At 65.1% G+C, this 17,060-nt stretch carries 16 protein-coding genes and 1 pseudogene; 4 read left to right on the forward strand and 13 right to left on the reverse strand.

The window, feature by feature from the left end:
• Positions 1-30: 30 nt before the first annotated feature.
• On the reverse strand, positions 31-1,689 hold the full coding sequence (locus tag NZ773_03945; protein ID MCS6801080.1) for a ribonuclease J: 1,659 nt from the start codon (positions 1,687-1,689) through the stop codon (positions 31-33).
• 101 nt (positions 1,690-1,790) lie between these two features.
• Here NZ773_03945 and NZ773_03950 point away from each other — a divergent pair, with 101 nt between their 5' ends.
• Both NZ773_03950 and NZ773_03955 read left to right on the forward strand, forming a co-directional pair.
• Positions 1,791-2,450 carry a PHP domain-containing protein gene (locus tag NZ773_03950; protein MCS6801081.1) on the forward strand — a complete coding sequence of 220 codons (660 nt, stop codon included), beginning with the start codon at positions 1,791-1,793 and terminating at the stop codon, positions 2,448-2,450.
• Between the two features lie 11 nt (positions 2,451-2,461).
• The gene (locus tag NZ773_03955) at positions 2,462-2,926 is read left to right on the forward strand and encodes a hypothetical protein (protein ID MCS6801082.1); all 465 of its coding nucleotides are present in this window, start codon (positions 2,462-2,464) and stop codon (positions 2,924-2,926) included.
• Positions 2,927-3,099: 173 nt separating this feature from the next.
• Here the strand turns inward: NZ773_03955 and NZ773_03960 are convergent, their stop codons facing one another.
• Both NZ773_03960 and NZ773_03965 read right to left on the reverse strand, forming a co-directional pair.
• Positions 3,100-3,870 carry an ABC transporter permease gene (locus NZ773_03960; protein ID MCS6801083.1) on the reverse strand — a complete coding sequence of 257 codons (771 nt, stop codon included), beginning with the start codon at positions 3,868-3,870 and terminating at the stop codon, positions 3,100-3,102.
• Positions 3,867-4,793 carry an ABC transporter ATP-binding protein gene (locus NZ773_03965; GenBank protein MCS6801084.1) on the reverse strand — a complete coding sequence of 309 codons (927 nt, stop codon included), beginning with the start codon at positions 4,791-4,793 and terminating at the stop codon, positions 3,867-3,869. Before NZ773_03965 ends, NZ773_03960 begins: the two co-directional genes overlap by 4 nt.
• 188 nt (positions 4,794-4,981) lie before the next feature.
• Between NZ773_03965 and NZ773_03970 the strand changes: the two genes are divergently transcribed.
• Together NZ773_03970 and NZ773_03975 are read left to right on the forward strand one after the other, a co-directional pair.
• A complete protein-coding gene (locus NZ773_03970) occupies positions 4,982-5,428 on the forward strand; it encodes a hypothetical protein (protein MCS6801085.1) in 447 nt (148 codons plus the stop codon).
• A 15-nt stretch (positions 5,429-5,443) separates the two neighbouring features.
• Positions 5,444-5,713 (forward strand): annotated as a pseudogene (locus tag NZ773_03975) (hypothetical protein).
• A 70-nt stretch (positions 5,714-5,783) separates the two neighbouring features.
• Here NZ773_03975 and NZ773_03980 read toward each other — a convergent pair.
• From NZ773_03980 to hemG, 10 genes are all read right to left on the reverse strand, one after another.
• On the reverse strand, positions 5,784-6,062 hold the full coding sequence (locus NZ773_03980; protein MCS6801086.1) for an acylphosphatase: 279 nt from the start codon (positions 6,060-6,062) through the stop codon (positions 5,784-5,786).
• Complete coding sequence (locus tag NZ773_03985; GenBank protein ID MCS6801087.1) at positions 6,062-6,442, reverse strand: metallopeptidase family protein; 381 nt, start codon at positions 6,440-6,442, stop codon at positions 6,062-6,064. Before NZ773_03985 ends, NZ773_03980 begins: the two co-directional genes overlap by 1 nt.
• Before the next feature lie 19 nt (positions 6,443-6,461).
• Positions 6,462-7,784 carry a hypothetical protein gene (locus NZ773_03990; protein ID MCS6801088.1) on the reverse strand — a complete coding sequence of 441 codons (1,323 nt, stop codon included), beginning with the start codon at positions 7,782-7,784 and terminating at the stop codon, positions 6,462-6,464.
• Between the two features lie 310 nt (positions 7,785-8,094).
• Positions 8,095-9,555, reverse strand: a complete 1,461-nt coding sequence (locus tag NZ773_03995; GenBank protein MCS6801089.1) for an NADP-dependent isocitrate dehydrogenase — start codon at positions 9,553-9,555, stop codon at positions 8,095-8,097.
• A gap of 29 nt (positions 9,556-9,584) precedes the next feature.
• Positions 9,585-10,646, reverse strand: a complete 1,062-nt coding sequence (locus tag NZ773_04000; protein MCS6801090.1) for a zinc-binding dehydrogenase — start codon at positions 10,644-10,646, stop codon at positions 9,585-9,587.
• Complete coding sequence (locus NZ773_04005) at positions 10,643-11,671, reverse strand: alcohol dehydrogenase catalytic domain-containing protein (protein MCS6801091.1); 1,029 nt, start codon at positions 11,669-11,671, stop codon at positions 10,643-10,645. Before NZ773_04005 ends, NZ773_04000 begins: the two co-directional genes overlap by 4 nt.
• 78 nt (positions 11,672-11,749) lie before the next feature.
• Entirely contained in the window at positions 11,750-13,330 is a 1,581-nt protein-coding gene (locus NZ773_04010) for an ABC transporter substrate-binding protein (protein ID MCS6801092.1), read from the reverse strand.
• Positions 13,331-13,438: 108 nt separating this feature from the next.
• Positions 13,439-14,380 (reverse strand): class I SAM-dependent methyltransferase, encoded by a 942-nt coding sequence (locus tag NZ773_04015; GenBank protein ID MCS6801093.1) that lies wholly within the window; start codon positions 14,378-14,380, stop codon positions 13,439-13,441.
• A 10-nt stretch (positions 14,381-14,390) separates the two neighbouring features.
• Positions 14,391-15,458 (reverse strand): class I SAM-dependent methyltransferase, encoded by a 1,068-nt coding sequence (locus NZ773_04020; protein MCS6801094.1) that lies wholly within the window; start codon positions 15,456-15,458, stop codon positions 14,391-14,393.
• 75 nt (positions 15,459-15,533) lie between these two features.
• Positions 15,534-16,991, reverse strand: coding sequence for a protoporphyrinogen oxidase (gene hemG, locus NZ773_04025; protein ID MCS6801095.1), 1,458 nt, complete (start codon positions 16,989-16,991; stop codon positions 15,534-15,536).
• Positions 16,992-17,060 lie beyond the last annotated feature (69 nt).

Consider the following 17,060-nt stretch of genomic DNA (forward strand, 5'->3'; position numbering starts at 1 on the left):
ACGCCGCGCGATCGCTTCCTCCCTTTGCCATCACACCTCGACCACGATGGGCAGGATCATCGGCCGCTGCCGCGTTTGCTCCCAGATAAAGCGCCCCAGCACCTCGCGCGCGCGCGACGTCACCGTCTTCCATTCCGAGCGATGCGGTTCGAACTCGTGCCGCAGTTCCTCGGCCACGACCTCGCGCGCTTTTTCGATCAGATTGGCGAGATTGCCGGGATAGACAAAGCCCCGCGACAGAATGTCAGGCTCGTCGACGAGACGCGATGTCTGGCGGTCAATCTCGAAGACGACGACGAGGATCCCGTCGGAGGCCAGCTGGCGCCGGTCGCGCAGGATTACGTTTGTCACGTCGCCGACCCCGAGGCCATCGACATACACCTCATTGATCGGCAGCCGGTCGACAACGGTCGCTCCCCGCTCGTCAATCTCCAGCACTTCTCCATCCTCGAGGATGAAGATCTGCTCGTCTTGGAGCCCGACCGCCTGCGCGAGCTTCGCGTGCTGTACCAGCATCCGATACTCGCCGTGGATAGGAACGAAGTACTTCGGGCGGGTCAGATTGAGCATCATCTTCAGCTCTTCCTGACTGGCATGGCCCTGGACGTGGATCTCACTGACCCGACTATAGAGAACTTCGGCCCCCTGCTTGAAGAGGTTATCGATCGTCCGGTTGATCAGGGTCTCGTTGCCGGGAATGGGGGTCGCCGAGATGATGACCGTATCCCCGGGCACGATCGTGATCAGCCGATGCTCGCGCGTTGCCATCCGCGCAAGGGAGGACATCGGCTCGCCTTGGCTGCCGGTCGTAATGATCGCCAGCTCGCGGCCGTGGTAGCGGCTGAGGTCTTCCGGCCGGATGAGGGTGCCGGGCGGCGCAGAGAGGTAGCCGAGCTCGAGCGCCATCTGAACATTCTGCTCCATGCTCCGGCCGATAACGGCGACCTTGCGGTTGGTCCGGACGGCGGCGTCGATCACCTGCTGGATGCGCGCGATAAGGGAGGCGAAGGTGGCGACGATGATCCGGCCGGGCGCTTCGTGAAACACGTTCAGGAGCGCGCGCGACACCACCTGCTCGGAAGGCGTATAGCCCGGCCGCTCGGCGTAGGTGGAGTCGGAGCACAGCACGAGCACCCCTTCGTCGCCGAGACGGGCGATCCGCGCAAAGTCTGCCGGCATGCCGTCGACCGGCGTATGGTCAAATTTGAAGTCGCCGGTGTGGACAATCAGGCCGAGCGGCGTCCGGATCGCTAGGCCGACCGAATCCGGAATGCTGTGGTTGACGCGGAACGGCTCGACTTGGCACTCGCCGAAGGTGATGCGGTCGCCGGGCCCATACTCGAACACCTGCACGTCGTCCTGGAGCCGGTGCTCGCGCAGCCTGACACGGATAAGGCCGGCCGCCAGCCGCGTCGCCCAGATTGGCGTGCCTCTGAGCCGCGGCAGCACGTAGGGGATCGCGCCGATGTGATCTTCGTGGCCGTGCGTGATCAGGATCGCCCGGAGGCGGTCGCGGTGCTCCTGCAGGTAGGCGGTGTCGGGGATGACGAGATCAATGCCGAGCATCTCCTCTTCGGGGAATTGCAGGCCGCAATCGACCACCAGGAGGTCGGTGCCGGTGTCGATCGCCATCATGTTCTTGCCAATCTCGCCGAGCCCGCCGAGGGGGATGAGTCGTAGCGCCCTCACTGTCTCTCTGCCTCCAGCTAGATACTGCGGAGTATAGCCCCGCTTGCCGTTTCATCAGCCGCGCCGTATCGTTCTGGTGTATCCAATTGCGGGAGAGCGGCGTGCGCATCGACTTGCACGTCCACACTGTTCGCGGCAGCTCGGACAGCGCGCTTCGGCTTGAGGAGTTGATCGAGCATGCGCGGCGGGCTGGGCTCGACGGCGTGGGGATCACCGAGCATAACACCTATTGGCGCGACCCGAGCTGGGATGAACAGGCGGCTCGGGCGGGGCTGACAATCTTCCACGGCATGGAGATCTCAACCGACTGCGGCCACATTCTCGCCTTCGGAATTGAGGGCTATGTCTCGGGCATTCACAAGGCGGCTGTGCTCCGCGAGGTTGCCGACCGCTGCGGAGCGGTCTTGATTGCGGCGCATCCCTTTCGCCGAATTTTCGAGCGAGGACCGCACGTCCACAACCTGCTGAAACTGCGCAATCCGACGATCGCCGAGGCGGCGGCGCATCCGGTCTTCCGGCTTGTCGACGCGATCGAGGTCGCCAATGGGGGAACGCTAGAAGAGGAGAATGCGTTCGCTGTCGAAGTTGCCCGCTATCTCGGCTTGCCGGTAACGGGCGGCAGTGATTCGCATTCGGCAAACAGCCTCGGCCATAAGGCAACCCTCTTTGATGACCCAATCCGGAGCATGCGAGACTTGATCGCGGCGATTAAGGAGGGACGTGGACGTCCCGTCGACCGGCTGCTGCTCGTGGGGGCGTAGCAGGGCACAAGATGGAGATCTTCGAGAGGCTGCTCGCCATCTTTCGGCCGCGCATGCCCGGGCCGGATGAGGTTGCTATCCGCTACACCCAAGCAATGCTGAACGGCGATGCCGAGACAGTGCTTCGGATGAGCGAAGGCGCAGGGCTTCAGTTGAGCCGCGAGACTGTCGCCAAATTTGCTGAGGCCAAGCTCGCGCGCTGGTTCGGCCGGCTGCGGGCGCTCGATGCGCCGCCCGCCGCTGTGCCGCCTCCGATCCCGCCGGTGCGCCGCTATGTGGTGGGGCGTGTCGCGCTGCCGGAGAACGCCACCCAAGACTTCCCGATCCTTGCTGTCGGACTCGTTCGCACCAAGCGGCGATGGGCGGTCGTCTCGGTGCGCCCCAATGCCGCCCTGTTCGACGACGGAACTGCCGACCCGCCTCTCCCCAGCGAGGTCATCCAGCTCGACGACGAACTCCTCACCGAGCGCGGCTAAAAGGACGCCGCCTCGAGAAGGCGAGGCGAGGGGGCGCATGGGCGCGTCGCCAGTTCACGCCAAGGTCGCCCCGGGTGCGGTTTGCTCGTGCTACGCCCTTGGGTGCCTGCGTGAGGGTCGCGCGCTGACTGCCCCGCCGGTGAGGGCGCGGCTCGCGTCCGAGACGCGCCGCGCTACCGGATCAGCCGCCGCCGCATCAGCACTATCGCAATGATGCTGAAACTGACAGCGGCAACGCCCAAGAAGGCGAGGTCGATGACCGCCTCCCCGCCGAGGCTCCCGCGGTTGAGCGAGCGGGAGAGGTTGGTCACATGCGTCATCGGGATGAACCAAGCGAGGATGCGCACCCAGTCGGGAAGGCGATCGAGGGGGAAGAAAACACCGCCGAAGAACAAGCTGGGCGTGAAGTAGAGGCTGAAAAAGTAGTTAAAGGCGTTGACCGACGGCGCGACCGCAGTAAAGCACAGCCCGATGGCGGCGAAAACAGCGCCTCCGAGGAACGCTACTGGGATCATGCCGAGCGCTGCCGGCGATTGGGCGAGCCCGAACGCGCCGACGGCGATCAGGAGGGCAGTCGCCGAGATCACGCCTCGCGTCGCTCCCCAGAGGATCTCGCCGACGACAATATCGTCGACAGAGAGCGGCGTCGCGAGGATGGCGTCGAACGTTTTCTGGGAGTCGAGCCGGAAGAAGGAGCCGAACGTCGTCTCAAACGTTGCGCCGAAGAACGCCGACTGGGCGATCAGGCCGGGAGCGAGAAAGACGATGTACTCTTCGCCTCCAAGGGCCACATACGCGCCCATGCCGAAGCCGAAGGCGAGGAGGGTGATGAACGCCTCGAGGAAGGGGGGCCAGCTTTCGGTGCGCCAGAGGCGGAGAAAGACGTCCCGGTTGCGCTGCCAGACACGCACGGCGCTGAGGGAGAGATCGAATTTGGAGATCATTCCTGCAAGCTCCGTCCTGCCAGCCGCAGAAAGACATCTTCAAGCGTCGCCGGCCGGCGGATTGCTTCCCGAACTGTGCCGCGAGGGTGCGGGAAGGGACCGTCCCGCTCGAAGACGTAGACAGCGTCGTCGGTCGCCTCATAGTCGGCTCCCCAGCCGGCGAGCTCCTCGAGAAGCGGGGGCTGCTCCTCGCGGTCGATCCGAAGCTCGAGAACGCTCTGGCCGACGTAGGTCTCGACGAGCGCGGTTGGTGTCCCTTCAGCGAGGATCGCGCCGCGATCCATGATGATCACGCGGTCAGCCAGCCGCGCCGCCTCCTCCATATAGTGCGTGGTCAGGATCATTGTCGCGCCGCTCTCCTTCAGTTGGCGGAGCTTTGTCCAGACGAGGTGGCGTGCCTGGGGGTCAAGCCCGGTCGTCGGCTCATCGAGGAGCAGCAGCCGGGGACGGTTGATCAGGGCGCGCGCGATCGTGAGGCGGCGCTGCATCCCGCCGGAGAGAGTTGCGACCGAGGCGTTCGCTTTTTCCGTCAACTGGAAAAGCGCGAGCGCCTCGTCCGCGCGCTGCTCCGCCACCTTTTTCGGGAGGTTGTAGTAGCGGGCGTAGGCAAGCAGGTTCTGGCGAACGGAAAGGTCGGGGTCGAGGTTGCTCTCCTGCGGCACGACCCCGATCCGCGACTTCACGTGGCGCGGGTGCGTCCGGACATCAAACCCGTCGACGATCAGTTCTCCCGCCGTGACCGGCGACGCGCAGGCGATCATCCGGATCGTGCTCGACTTGCCGGCGCCGTTGGGACCAAGAAACGCAACACACGCTCCCTCGTACACCGTGAAGTCGATGCCGTTGACGGCGATGAAGTCGCCAAACTGCTTGGTCAGGCGCCGCGCAATCACCATCGGCTTGCCCATGGAAACGGAGAGCACGCTCTGACTATAGCTGACCGCGGCGCGGGCGACCGGCAGCGTTCGCCTCGGTCGGCGGCGCTTCTGGCCGGAGAGACGGCGTGGAGAGCGCCTCCTGGGCGCAGCCCATCGGCTCCGCAGCGGAGGCTGCGGCCCGGCGCTGTTCGGCGAGAGGCTATACTTGGCCAAGAAGTGGAATGGAGACCTTAATGATTTCAGACCGTGATCAGGCGTTCATTCGTGAACGGTTTGCGAACGAACTGGTCGACCCCGTGCAGATCGACCTGTTCATTCGACCGGAGACCGGCCTGTATATTCCCGGGCGGCAGCCGACGACGTCGCGCGAAACGCGTCAGCTCCTCGAAGAAGTGGCCGCCCTGTCAGATAAGATCACCCTCAACGTGATCGACGTCACGACCGACCCTGCTGCAGCTGCTGCCGCCGACGTGACCGGCGTGCCCGCAATTATCATTCGTGGCCCGGCCGACGGTCGCGTGCGGATGCTCGGTCTTCCTGCCGGCTACGAATTTGCCACCCTCCTTGAGACCATCATCACGGTCTCATCGGGCAAGACCGGCATCGACGAGAAGGTGATTGAGATCCTCGACGAGATTGCAGACCCAGTCGATATTCAGGTCTTTGTCACCCCGACCTGACCGCACTGCCCGCGCACAGCGTCGTTGGCGCTGAAACTGGCGGCTTCCTCGTCGAAGGTCCGAGCGAGCGTGATCGAGGCAAACGAGTTTCCTGACCTTTCGCGCAAATACCGCGTTTCGGCCGTGCCGCAGACGGTCTTCACCTCGTCTGCCTCACCTGAGCCGCGCATTCTGATCGGCGGCGGCCCGCCGGAGCGGTTCCTCGGCGAACTGTTTGTCGCTGCGCGCGTCCCCCCGGAAAAGCTGGCGGTCGATGAGACCCCGTCTGCAGAGGGGCCGGCCTAAGCGGTGAGGAGGAGAGCGCTCGCTCCTAGTGCGCGCTCGGCCGCCGCGCATTCGGAGCGGAGCGCCGGGATTAGGCGATAATCCGAAAGTTTTGGAAGTCGCCGCGATACGGCTCCCAAAGCACCTGGACGTCTTCGACGCGGGCAGCGGGCGGCCCGTGCTTGCACCACTCGATCATGCGGAGGACAGCGGCCCGGTCTCCCTCGAAAATCGCCTCGACCCGCCCGTCGGGGATGTTCCGCACCATCCCCGTTACTCCTGCTTTGATCGCTTCCTGCCGGGTCGACTCCCGGAACATCACCCCTTGGACCCGGCCGGAGATGAGAACGTAGGCGCGGGCTGGGCTCATCACTCCAACCCATAGCGGCGGAGGTCGTCGTCGGTCAGGCCAAAGTGATGCGCAAGCTCGTGGATCACCGTCGTCTGCACCTCAGCGCGAATCGCCCAGTCGGAGGCGCACGCCGCTTCGAGAGGCCCTTGATAGATGGTGATTTTGTCCGGCACGGTCAGCCCGTAGTCGCTTGTTCGGCATGTCAGCGGCGTCCCTTGGTAAAGGCCGAAGAGCATGTCGTCCGGACCGAGGCCCGCGGCCTCGAGGTCTTCCGGGCTCGGCCAATCCTCGATGGTGATCGCGACGTTGTTGAGACGCTCGCGGATTGTCGGCGGGAGTTCGCGCACCGCCCGCGAGACGAGCCGCTCGAACCGGCGGCGAGACATCTTCCGGGGCATAGCAAAAGTATAGCCAGCTCTATCCGCGCTTGCGGAAGACGACCTCGTAGCTGAAATGGTTCGCGGAGTTGCGCAGCTGGCCGTTGCAGTAGAGCGACTGGCGCTCCTCTTCTGTCTGCGCGAAGAGGACGGTTTCCATGTTGACGGCATAGTCCGACGTCGTGTCTCGGCCGTGCTCATCTTTGATGACCCACGCCGTCCAGTTGCCGCGGTAGAAGTAGGCTTCCACTTTTCCGGGGCCCTTTTCGCCTGTTCGGTAGGTGATGGTCGTCGGTCCGGAGTCGGTACGGATGGTCACCCCGCTGATCGGCGCGCCGCTCGCGTCCAGCGTCGTGAAGTAGCCGATCCCATTGCCGGAGTTCTCGCAGGCGGTCAACTGATGCAGTTTGACAAGGATCCACTGCGCGCCGGGCGTCTCCCGGAGGTACGCCGGGGTCATCCGCGTCACCGGGTCGAGCTGACGCGGATACGGCGAGCTGCTGGTCGCGGCAGCGGTAGGGGTGGCTGCTGCCGGGGCAGGGGTAGGCGAACGCGCCGGAGCCGCTGCCGGGGGGCTGGTCGGCGTGGCGGTCGGGCTGGCTGGCGCGGCGAGAACCGGCGGGCCGCCAGTCGAACCGGGCGGCTCGGGCTGCAGCGCCGCTTCCGGGAATAGCCCGGCATCCTTAGCCACATCGCCTCCGTTGGCAACGAGCACCTCGCCCCGGCGCGCCCAAGGGACGTCTTCCTTCCACTGCTGGATGACGACGCGTTGAGCGCGCAGGACATATGCATTGCCGACGTCTTCGATCTTCGAGGTCGGCAAGCCGTTCATCATGATGGGATCGCCCGGGACGGCGAAATAGCGGGCTCGGATCGCCGGGTTTTCGTCAAGCAGCGCGAGGCGCCCGCGCACGATCTCGTCCCACGACTTGCCCGTTTCGTCCAGACGGATCGGGTTGGGCACTGTCTTGACCGTCCGCAGCCACGGGTCCTTCCCCGCGTCCGACATTTTGTCGAAGACGTTGACGAACAGCACCGCGTTCTGCTCGGGCCGCCATTGAAAGACGACCTTCTGCATCGCCTGGCTGACAAAGCCATCCCAGATGAAGCGGCGCGAAATGGGGTAGCCGAGCGCGTTGGGTCCGCCGAGCCGGCGATACTCCGACCAGAATGGGATGTTGTCATTGTCAGTGATCGAGAAGCCGGTGCCGCCGGCCCCAGCGCGGCCGTTGGCTTGGGTATAGAAGTGACCGTTAGGAATGGGGTAGTCGAGAGGGGCTTGCCCCGCAGCAGGAAGCGTGGCGAGCGCTCCCACCATTAGAGCGACAAGGAAGGCGATTACCCCTGCGGAGACGCGACGCATAGCCCCTCACCGCCGGCGGCGCCGTGATGATCGCTGGGCGTGAGCCGGCGCAGCGCCGGGGATGGTAGGAAACCAGGCGGCCGAATTCAAGCAGCTTGACGCGCGCTCCCGGCCGGGCATCGAACATGACGCGTGCGGGCAGGCGGCGCTCGAGTAGGAAGCGCCGTTCCTGCCGACCCGTTCTGCGGTCGGCGAGCTTCCGCGTTGTGCTCGCAGTAGGCGGCGAAGGCGCGCCGACGGAGGACCGGCGTCCCCTTGCTTGGCCGAAGGGAGGCGCCGGCCTCGCGACGATGGCGGCTCGCTGCGCTCGCTAATCCTCGCCTTGTGCCTTCGTCCAGCCCGGCTCGCCGTCGATCTCCTCAAGTTTCTCGATATGCATCCACCGATGCTTGGAGCCGACCCGAGTGATGAGGTCGAGGATGTCGGCGTCGCCGACTGTCAGCCCGTCCTTGGCAAGGAAGCGGCACCGCCAGTGATCGACGGCGTCTGTGATTGCGCCCATGGCGGGATAGACCTTGGTGCCGCGGTTGGAAATCATCTTGAGGAAGAAGGAAGTTCCCTGCGCGAGGTCCTCGATACTGCGGCCGAGCTCTTCGGCGTGCAGCGGGCTCTCGACGAAGATATCAACCCCGGCGAGCCGCCGGTGCTGGGGCCGCACCATCACCGGGTCTTTCGTCACCTCGGGCAGTTTGATCGGCTTGTATTCCCGGACTTTCCAATTCTTCGGCTTGCGCCCGAGGTTGCGGATGATTTCGTCGGTGTACTCGGTCGTTGTCGCCATCAGCTCATCGCCGACGACGTCGCGCGGCATCTTCTTGCCGTCTTCAAGCGTGACCAGCACGGCGTTCTCGATAAGCGCCGCCGCCTCAAACTCGCCGATGTGGCGCAGCATCATCACCGCCGAAAGGATGACGGCGGTTGGGTTGATGACGTTCTTCCCCGCGTATTTCGGCGCTGAGCCGTGCACCGCCTCGAAGATAGCGACGTCATTGCCGATGTTCGCTGACGGCGCGAACCCGAGGCCGCCGATCAGGGCGGAGGAGAGGTCGCTGATAATGTCGCCGTTCATGTTCGTCGTCACAATGACGTCGAACTGCTCAGGCTTCCTCACCAGCTGATGCGCGGTGTTGTCGATGATGAGGTGCCACGCCTCGATATCGGGATACTCCTTTGCGACCTCCTCGTGCACCCGCTTGAGCATCCCTTCCGTCATCTTCATGATGTTTGATTTCGTCGCCGCAACGACCGATTTGCGTCCCTCGGCGCGGGCGAACTCAAAAGCGAAGCGGACGACTTTCTCGCAGCCCTTGCGCGAAATCAGCTTCAGGCATTGGGCAACGCCGGGGGTCTGCATGTGCTCAATCCCGGCGTAGAGATCTTCGATATTCTCGCGAATAACGACGAGGTCGATGCCGCGGCCGGAATAGGGCGTGCGCACGCCCGGCAGCTCGCGCGCCGGCCGGATGTTGGCGTAGGTCTCGTACAGTTTCCGCAGCGTGACGTTCGCACTCTTCTCGCCATAGCCGACCGGGGTGCTGAGGGGCCCCTTGAGGACAACGCGGGTCTTCGCGATCGACTCCATCGTGTCCGGGCGCACGCCGGAGGCAAGCCCTTCCTTGAAGACCCGCTCGCCGGCATGGCGCTCTTCCCACTCGATCGGCGCGCCGGTCGCCTCAATGATCCGAATGGCGGAGTTGATGCATTCCGGGCCGATCCCGTCGCCCGGGATCACGGTCACCAGCTTTTTCCCCGAAGGAGTGATAAAGACCACCGTCGCTCTCCTTGCTGTGATTGTGGCGCCTATCGTACCGCCGGCGGGCGCCCTCCCGGCGCGATCGCCAACTTCAGCTCTCCGGCATCGAAGCGCCGCATTGCTTCCGCGGTCTCTTCAAGCGGCAGCCGGTCGCTCACGAGGGGAGCGACGCGGATCGCCCCGCTCGTCAGCAGCTGGAGCGCCTGACGCACTGTGCGCGGCGTGTGATGGAAAACCCCCCGGACGGTAAGAGCATCATAATGAACTCGGGCGAGGTCGAGCGCTGCCGTTGCGCCCGCGGGAGAGCCGCCAAAGAGCACAACCCGGCCGCCCGGCTGGGCGATCGCGACCGCCTGCTCGATCAGCGCGGGGATGCCCGTGATCTCGATCACGACGTCTGGCCGGCCAACTTCTGTGAGGAGACGGCGCACCCAGTCCTCCTCCGCCGCTTGAAGCGTCTCCGTCGCGCCGAGCTCCTTAGCGAGGGCAAGCCGGTGCGGCTTGCGGCCGACAGCGACCACTCTGCCTGCGCCGCGATGGCGCAGTAGCTGAACGAAGAGCAGGCCGATCGGTCCGGTCCCGCCAATGATGGCGACAGTCTCGCCCGGGGCGACCGCCGCTTCATCCGCCCCGTGGACGACGCAGGCGAGCGGTTCGAGGAAGGCGAGCGTCTCATCAGGAACGCCCGGCGGAGCGCGGAAGAAGTTGTGGCGGACGATCGGTGAAGAGAGCAGCACATAGTCGGCAAAGGCGCCGCGAAGGAGCAGGTCCGGCAGCTTGCGGCAGAGCGGGGTTCGGCCGGCGCGGCAGAACTCGCACTGGTCGCAGGGCGCCGAGTTCGCCGCCACCACCCGCTCGCCAAGAGCGACGCTCGTCACCCCCTCGCCGAGCGCGGCGACATAGCCGACGAACTCGTGGCCGAGTGGCCATGGCGGCCGGAAAAGGCGATGCCCCTGCCGATACGATTTCAGTTCTGTGCCGCAGGTGAGGGCGGTCGTCACCTCGACCACTACCTCCCCCGGCCCAGGGCGGGGCACGGGCAAGGTTTGAATGGCAACGCGCCGGGGCGCCAGCAGCACGGCCGCCCGCATCGTCTCCGGGAGCGTCATGAGCGCATCTCGATCACCGCCTTCAGCCCGGGGCCTGGGTGGGCGGTCATTTGGAAGGCGGCAAGCGCCTGCTCCATCGGAAAACGATGCGTGATCAGCTCCGGACCCCGCACGCGCCCGCTCCGCAGATACTCAAACGCGATCCGTGTCTCGTGCGGGCCGGCGGAGTAGCTCGCGCCGATGGTGTGCTCGTTGAACCAGAGCCGATGCGGCTCGATGGGCAGCTGAACTCCCGGGGCGCAAGGCGCGAAAAGCATGAGGTACCCGCCCGGCTCCAACAGTTCTAAACCTGCGAGTGCGGGGCCAAGACCGGAGGGGCCGACGAAGACGATGTCGGCGAGCCGGCCGTCGTTCACCGCTGCCAGCTGCTCCGGCGCGGGGCCGGCCGAAGGGTCGATAACGGCGTCGGCGCCGTAGGCAGGCATCCGCTCGCGCCGCACCGCAATCGGGTCGGAGACGACGATGCGGCTCGCGCCAGCAAGCCGGCACAGCTGGGTGAGCAGGATGCCGTTCACCCCTGCTCCGATAATCGCGACGCGGTCGCCGGGGCGGACATTGGCGCGCGCAACGGCGCGGATGGCGCAGGCGACCGGTTCGATGAGGACGGCGCTCTCAGAGGGCATGTCGTCGGGCAGGGGGAGAACGTCGAGCTCGACATTCGGCGCAGGCACGCGCACGTATTCGGCCATCCCGCCCGGATAGAGGCGGGTCTGTTTGAAGCGCGGGCAGCTCGACCAGTTGCCGCGCCGGCAGCGCGGACAGACCATGCACGGCACATGGTGATGGATGAACACGCGGTCGCCGGGGCGGAAGCGGTCAACGCCGGCGCCGACTTCGACGACCTCCCCCACCGGCTCATGCCCCGGCGTGAGGGGCGCGCGCGGCGTGAGATACCACTCCATCACGTCGGAGCCGCAGACCCCGCACAATTCGATCTTGACGATGATCTCACCGGGACCGGGCACCGGCTCCGGCATGTCGATCACGGTGATATCACTGTTCGACCGGTATTGAACCGCTCGCACGGGCTCCCCAGACGCGAAAGCGGGGCGCCGGGCGCGCCCCGTTGGAAGAGTATACCGATCTTGTCGACGGCGCGGACGCTATTCGATGCGGTAGGCGCTGTCGAGATTGATCTGGTTCTGCTGGTTGTCCGGAATGCCTTTGATCTTCGGCGAATGGACATGGTACGAAGCGCCGTTATAGGTGAACAGCAACCAGAGGTCCTCGCGTTCGATCTGGGCAGCCCGGCGATACAGTTCAGCGCGCTTGACCGGGTCGCGCTCGACGAGAGCGGCGTCAAACGTTTGGTCCCAGAGCGGGTTGCAGTAGAAATATTGGTCGCGGGCGATCCCCGGCGGTCGGTTGCAGCCGACCGTTCCCCGGTAGGCGCTGAACCAGCCGTTCCGGTCGCCCACCCCAGCAGAGACAATGTCTCCCTTCGGCTGGCGGCCGTTCACCTTGTCGGTGAAGACACCCAGTTCGAGGCTGTTGATCTCGATCTCAACCCCGATCTCGCGGAGGAACCCTTGGACGGCGAGCGGCACCTCGGCAGGCTGCGCCGCTGGCGTGAAATCGAGCCCGCCGGTCAGCCGGAACCCGTTGGGATAGCCTGCCTCGGCGAGGAGCCGCCGTGCCTTGGCCGGGTCGTAGGGCCAGGGGGGCAGATCGGGGTTCCAGTATTGGCTGTCCGGCGTTCCGCCTTGCCCGGTCGGCTTGTTGAAGCCCTTGAAGATCTGCTGGGTCATCGCCTCGCGGTTGATGGCGTAGTTGAGCGCTTCACGCACCCGCTTATCCGCAAGCGGCGAGCCCTTCGCCTCGGCGACGCCTTGGGGGATCTTCATCGACGCGTTCGTGTTCAGGTAGGCAATCACGACCATGCCGGCGTTGCGCAGCTGCTCTGCCTGTTCGCCGGTGAAGTTGCGGAGCAGCCCGCCATCAAGCTCGCCAGTGCGCAGGCCGTTGATCAGCTGGGAGTTCTCGACGATATTGCGGAAGATCAGCTCGCGGTTTTCAACCTTCCGAAAGGCATGAGGCGTTGACCGGACCCGATAGTGGACGACCGCACCCGGCTGGAATTGGACCACCTCGTACGGTCCGGAGCCCATCGGCCGCGTCGCGTAGCCGGTGTCGCCGATCTCTTGATGCACTTTCTTCGACATGGCGTAGGCGAGCGGGCCAGCGGCGGGGATGCTGAGGTCGATCGAGCGGGTCGTAATTTGGAGGGTGGTGGGGTTGAGCGCTTGGACGCCGCTAACCGCCGTCAGGAGGGTGCGCAGGGTCCATCCCTGCTGCTTGAGCGCAAGGTCAATGGTGTACGCCAGGTCCTCTGCCGTAACGGGGTCGCCGTTCCAGAAGCGGACATCGTCGCGCAGGGTGAACGTCCAGACGGTGCCGTCGGCGTTCAATTCCCACTTTGTCGCCAACCAGGGGCGCACCTCGAAGTTCGGGCCAAAGGCGGTGAGAGAGTCATAAATCGGAAGATAGAACCACGGGTTCGACGAGAAGCCGGCGGGAGAGAGAGTATCGCTGAAGCGGTTAATCCCGAACGTCAGGACCTGATTTTCGGATCGGCGCTCGGTTGGCGCTGTCGTGGCGGGGGCAGTGCCGGCGGTGGGAGCGGCCGGCGTACAGGCCGCAACCATCACGAGGAGGAGCGCGAGCGACGCGGCGCGGTGAAGCATCTGGTGCCCTCCGTTTCGACGAGAATGATGAGAAGAGCCTAAACAAACGCTGCGGAAGGATCCAGATTTCTTCCGCAGCGTCGCAATTTCTGCCGAAACGGCAGCTGCCTAGCGGTTTTCCTCCTTCGGCCGCATCGGCTTGCGAGCGGTGACCAGCATATTGGCGCCGGCGCGAACGTGGCGCGTCACCTCTTCGAGGCCAATATCTTTGAGATACTGCTCGAAGTTCAGGTCGAGATAGCTGAGCATAAACGGCTCGCTGTTGCGCTTGACAGCGTTCTGCCGACGGATGAGATCCCCTTCGCTCTCTGCCGGCGGCCAGTCGAACCAGCTGATGAGGTGCCCGGGCTTGGAGAGGCGGACCATCTCGGCGATAAACGCCTTCGCGTGGTAGTTCGGCATCTCGTGGAGGCAGTAGCTCTCGTTGACGACGTCGAAGCTCTCATCCGCGAAGTAGCGCATGTCGCCGCCGTCCATGTGGTAGAAGAAGATGTTCTTCATCCCCAGCTGTTCGGCCTTGCGGCGCGCCCAGCGGAGCATTGAGGGCGACAGGTCGACGCCGATCACCTCTGCTTCCGGCCACAGTTCGGCCATGACGAAGGTGGTGGTTCCCGTGCCGCAGCCCACATCGAGCGCCCGCTGCGGCTTGATGTCGCCGTAGACGCGCTTCAGCCAGAACTTCACCGTCTCTGGCTCGGTGAAGTAGAACTTCGTCTTCGATCCCCAATGCGTAATCCACGACGCAAACGCCGGGTGGAGCGTCGCCGGCTGCGGATAGGTGTGGACCGGCTTCATGAAGTAGTAGGCCGGGTACTTTGCCGGTTCGGTCGCCCCGGGCGGCATCAGGTCGGTTGCGTCGAAGGGCCCATCGAGCTTTTCGTAGAACTCGAGCTCAATCCGCTTCTTCCAAGCGGAGAGGGTGGGGAAATATTTCGAGAGCCAGAGCCCGAAGGTCATTGGCGGGCCGGCATAGCCCGGGGTGCCCTCGGGCGGACGGCCGATCACCTCAAGCGAGCTTGGCCGGCGTGGACGTGATTGGGTCTGCGTCATCGTCTTCCTCCTAGACTTTCCAGCCCCACGTGATCCAGGGGGTCGGGCTTCCACCGCGGTTCTTTCGTTCCCGACTCGGCTCTTCCACGCGCCCAAACCCCGCTTCGCGGCACATGGCGACGAGGTCGCGCAGCGCGGCTTGACGCCAGTACGGCTCGCCGTTGTGCTCGGTCTGCCAGTCGGAGGTGAAGGCGCGGTACAGTTCGTGCTCGCGGTACGGCGGGGTATCGGCGATCTGGAAGAGGCCGCCCGGCTTCAGGATCCGGTAGCCCTCGCGGATGATCGCCATTGCCGCCTCATCGGGAACTTCATGGAACAGGATCGTCGAGGTCACGACATCGAAGAAGTTGTCGGGGAAGTCGGTGTGCTCGGCGGCCTGCTGGCTGAGATGGAGCGCGATCCCGCGCGCTTCTGCCTGCTTGTGGGCGTATTTCAGCAGCGGCGCCGAGAGATCGATGCCGTACACCTCGGCGTCGGGGAAGCGCTCCTTGATGGGGTAGGTCGAATGGCCGACCCCGCAGCCGAGGTCGAGGATGCGCTCATACTTCCCTTCTGGGATCGCCATCGCCGCGCCCACCTTCAGTTCGGAGCGCGCGTCTCGCTCGCCGTGATAGGCAACTTGCCCAATCTCGAGAACAAAGGGAATGAGCGGCTCGCGGTGCTGGCCGCCCGGCTGGATGTGGTAGTCAATCTCGTAGTAGGGAGGAGGGACGAGGTCGGGATTGAGCCGCAGCGTCCCGCGGGGATTGGGAACCGGCTCATCGAGCCAGGCGAGCAGCTCTTTTTCGTGCGGCAGGACCGCCTCGAAGAGCCGGGTCCACATCAGCTCTTGGGTTTGGCGGGCGATAAACTTCTCGGCGCGGTATTCGAAGAGCGGCGAGACGATCGCGGCGACGTCAGCGAAGGTCTTCGGCTCAGGGGCGCCGCTCGCTTTGCGCTCTTCGACGACTTGGCGGTAGTACTTCGCGACCTTCCCGCCGATCGCCTGCTGCGAATAGGTCTTCGCATTCCGAATGAAATCCAGCGTTGCGCGGTCGGGCTGGTCGAGGAGAACGCCATCCTTGGCAATCGTCAGCATTGTGCACGCTCCCACTCGGATCCTGGGATCCGATGTATTGTACGACAGAGTTCTGGCCGGTCTTGGCGCGCCATCTCAGACGACTACCCCTGGTCCCGGCACGGCCGCGAGCCGGGCAGCCGCTGCAGCAGCGTCGCTTCCTGAGCGGATCGCATCGACAACCCCTCGCCCTTTGTAAGAGGTGCCGGCGAGGACGATGCCGGGGAGAGCAGCGGCGCGCTGCGCTGCCTTCGCAACGCGCTCAAGATGGCCGAGGGTGTAGCGCGGCAGCGCAGGCGACCAGCGTCGGCCGGCGACAAAGAGCGGCTCGGCTTGGATTTTCAGCACCGTCCGGATTTCGTCGAGACCGAGCGCAATCAATTCGTCGTCGCTGCACTGTTCGACAACCCGGTCGTCGCTAATGAAGGCGCGCAGCAGCGCATAGCCTTCGGGGGCGTGCCCTTCCCACCGGATCGAGTCCCACGTCATCGAGTTGACGGGGCCGCGCTCGCGGCTGTGCTTGACGTAGCCGGTGCCGGCCAAGATTTTGGGCGCTTCTTCCGCCCGGAAGGCGTAGGAGAAGGTCGCCATCGAGCGGAAACTGACGCTCGCGAGCGTCTCGGCAAGCTCGCGGTCGAGGGGGCGCACGCTGTCGGCTGCTTGAAACGCCGGCGCGGTGATCACGACGACGTCTGCCGGCAGACGCTCCACGCCCTCCGCGCCGCGGGCGATCACCTCGTAGCCTGCTGGCCGCCGTTCGACCGCCTCGACCGCCATCCCAGTCCGTAGGGTGACAGCCGGGCGCTCGCGCAGGCGGGCGACAAGGCGGTCGATGATGGCGTCCATCCCTTGCCGCGGCGCGACAAGGGTGACATCGGCTTTGCCGAGGTCATCGAGCAGCGCTTTCTGCTTCCGTGCGCCGATACTGACGCTGCCGTACTTGCGCTCGAAGGCGACGAGCGCGGGCGCCGCTGCCGGCGCAGAGAGGCTCTCTCCTTCACCTCCTGCGATCCCTCCCATCAGCGGCTCGAGCACATTCCACCACGCTTCATCGCCGAAGCGCCGCCGGAGGAAGGCGGCCATCGACTCTTCGGGGCCATCAGTTCGGGGGGGGATGAACGGCTCCAGCATCGCCCGCAGCGCACCGAGCGGGGAGAGCACCCCCTCAGCAAGCAGCAATCCCGGGCGCAGGGGAAGGATGTCGGTCACCCCCTGAGTGATGGGATGCAGCTTCCCCTTGTAGAAGATTGAGCTTCCGCCATGCGCGCGCCCCGGCGACTGCAGATCTCCTGCCAGTCCCAGCTCGGCGCACAGCTGATACCCTTCGGGCGCCGCGCCGACGAAACCTTCGGGGCCGGCCTCGATAATGAATCCGTCACGCCGGATCGTGAAAAACTTGCCTCCGAGCCGATCCTCCCGCTCGAGAACGGTGATGGACGCCGCCACCGCCTCGCGGCGGAGCGCCTCTTCCAGCCGGTACGCGGTCGTCAGCCCGGTGAGCCCTCCGCCAATAACGACAATCCGACGCGCCTCGCTGGGAAGGGTCAACTGCATGCACCTCCGAGGAAGTCACCGGTATAAATACTTGATCGCCGAAATAGTTGCACATGTCAAGGGCTGAAT

This window comes from Dehalococcoidia bacterium (assembly GCA_025054935.1).
In the GTDB taxonomy this organism is placed as follows: domain Bacteria; phylum Chloroflexota; class Dehalococcoidia; order SpSt-223; family SpSt-223; genus JANWZD01.

Coding starts and splice junctions, on each gene's coding strand:
- hemG (MCS6801095.1), bottom strand. CDS start 16,991: ATGCAGTTGACCCTTCCCAGCGAGGCGCGTCGGATTGTCGTTATTGGC.
- NZ773_04020 (MCS6801094.1), bottom strand. CDS start 15,458: ATGCTGACGATTGCCAAGGATGGCGTTCTCCTCGACCAGCCCGACCGC.
- NZ773_04010 (MCS6801092.1), bottom strand. CDS start 13,330: ATGCTTCACCGCGCCGCGTCGCTCGCGCTCCTCCTCGTGATGGTTGCG.
- NZ773_03960 (MCS6801083.1), bottom strand. CDS start 3,870: ATGATCTCCAAATTCGATCTCTCCCTCAGCGCCGTGCGTGTCTGGCAG.
- NZ773_04015 (MCS6801093.1), bottom strand. CDS start 14,380: ATGACGCAGACCCAATCACGTCCACGCCGGCCAAGCTCGCTTGAGGTG.
- NZ773_03980 (MCS6801086.1), bottom strand. CDS start 6,062: ATGAGCCCAGCCCGCGCCTACGTTCTCATCTCCGGCCGGGTCCAAGGG.
- NZ773_03990 (MCS6801088.1), bottom strand. CDS start 7,784: ATGCGTCGCGTCTCCGCAGGGGTAATCGCCTTCCTTGTCGCTCTAATG.
- NZ773_03955 (MCS6801082.1), top strand. CDS start 2,462: ATGGAGATCTTCGAGAGGCTGCTCGCCATCTTTCGGCCGCGCATGCCC.
- NZ773_03970 (MCS6801085.1), top strand. CDS start 4,982: ATGATTTCAGACCGTGATCAGGCGTTCATTCGTGAACGGTTTGCGAAC.
- NZ773_03985 (MCS6801087.1), bottom strand. CDS start 6,442: ATGCCCCGGAAGATGTCTCGCCGCCGGTTCGAGCGGCTCGTCTCGCGG.
- NZ773_04000 (MCS6801090.1), bottom strand. CDS start 10,646: ATGACGCTCCCGGAGACGATGCGGGCGGCCGTGCTGCTGGCGCCCCGG.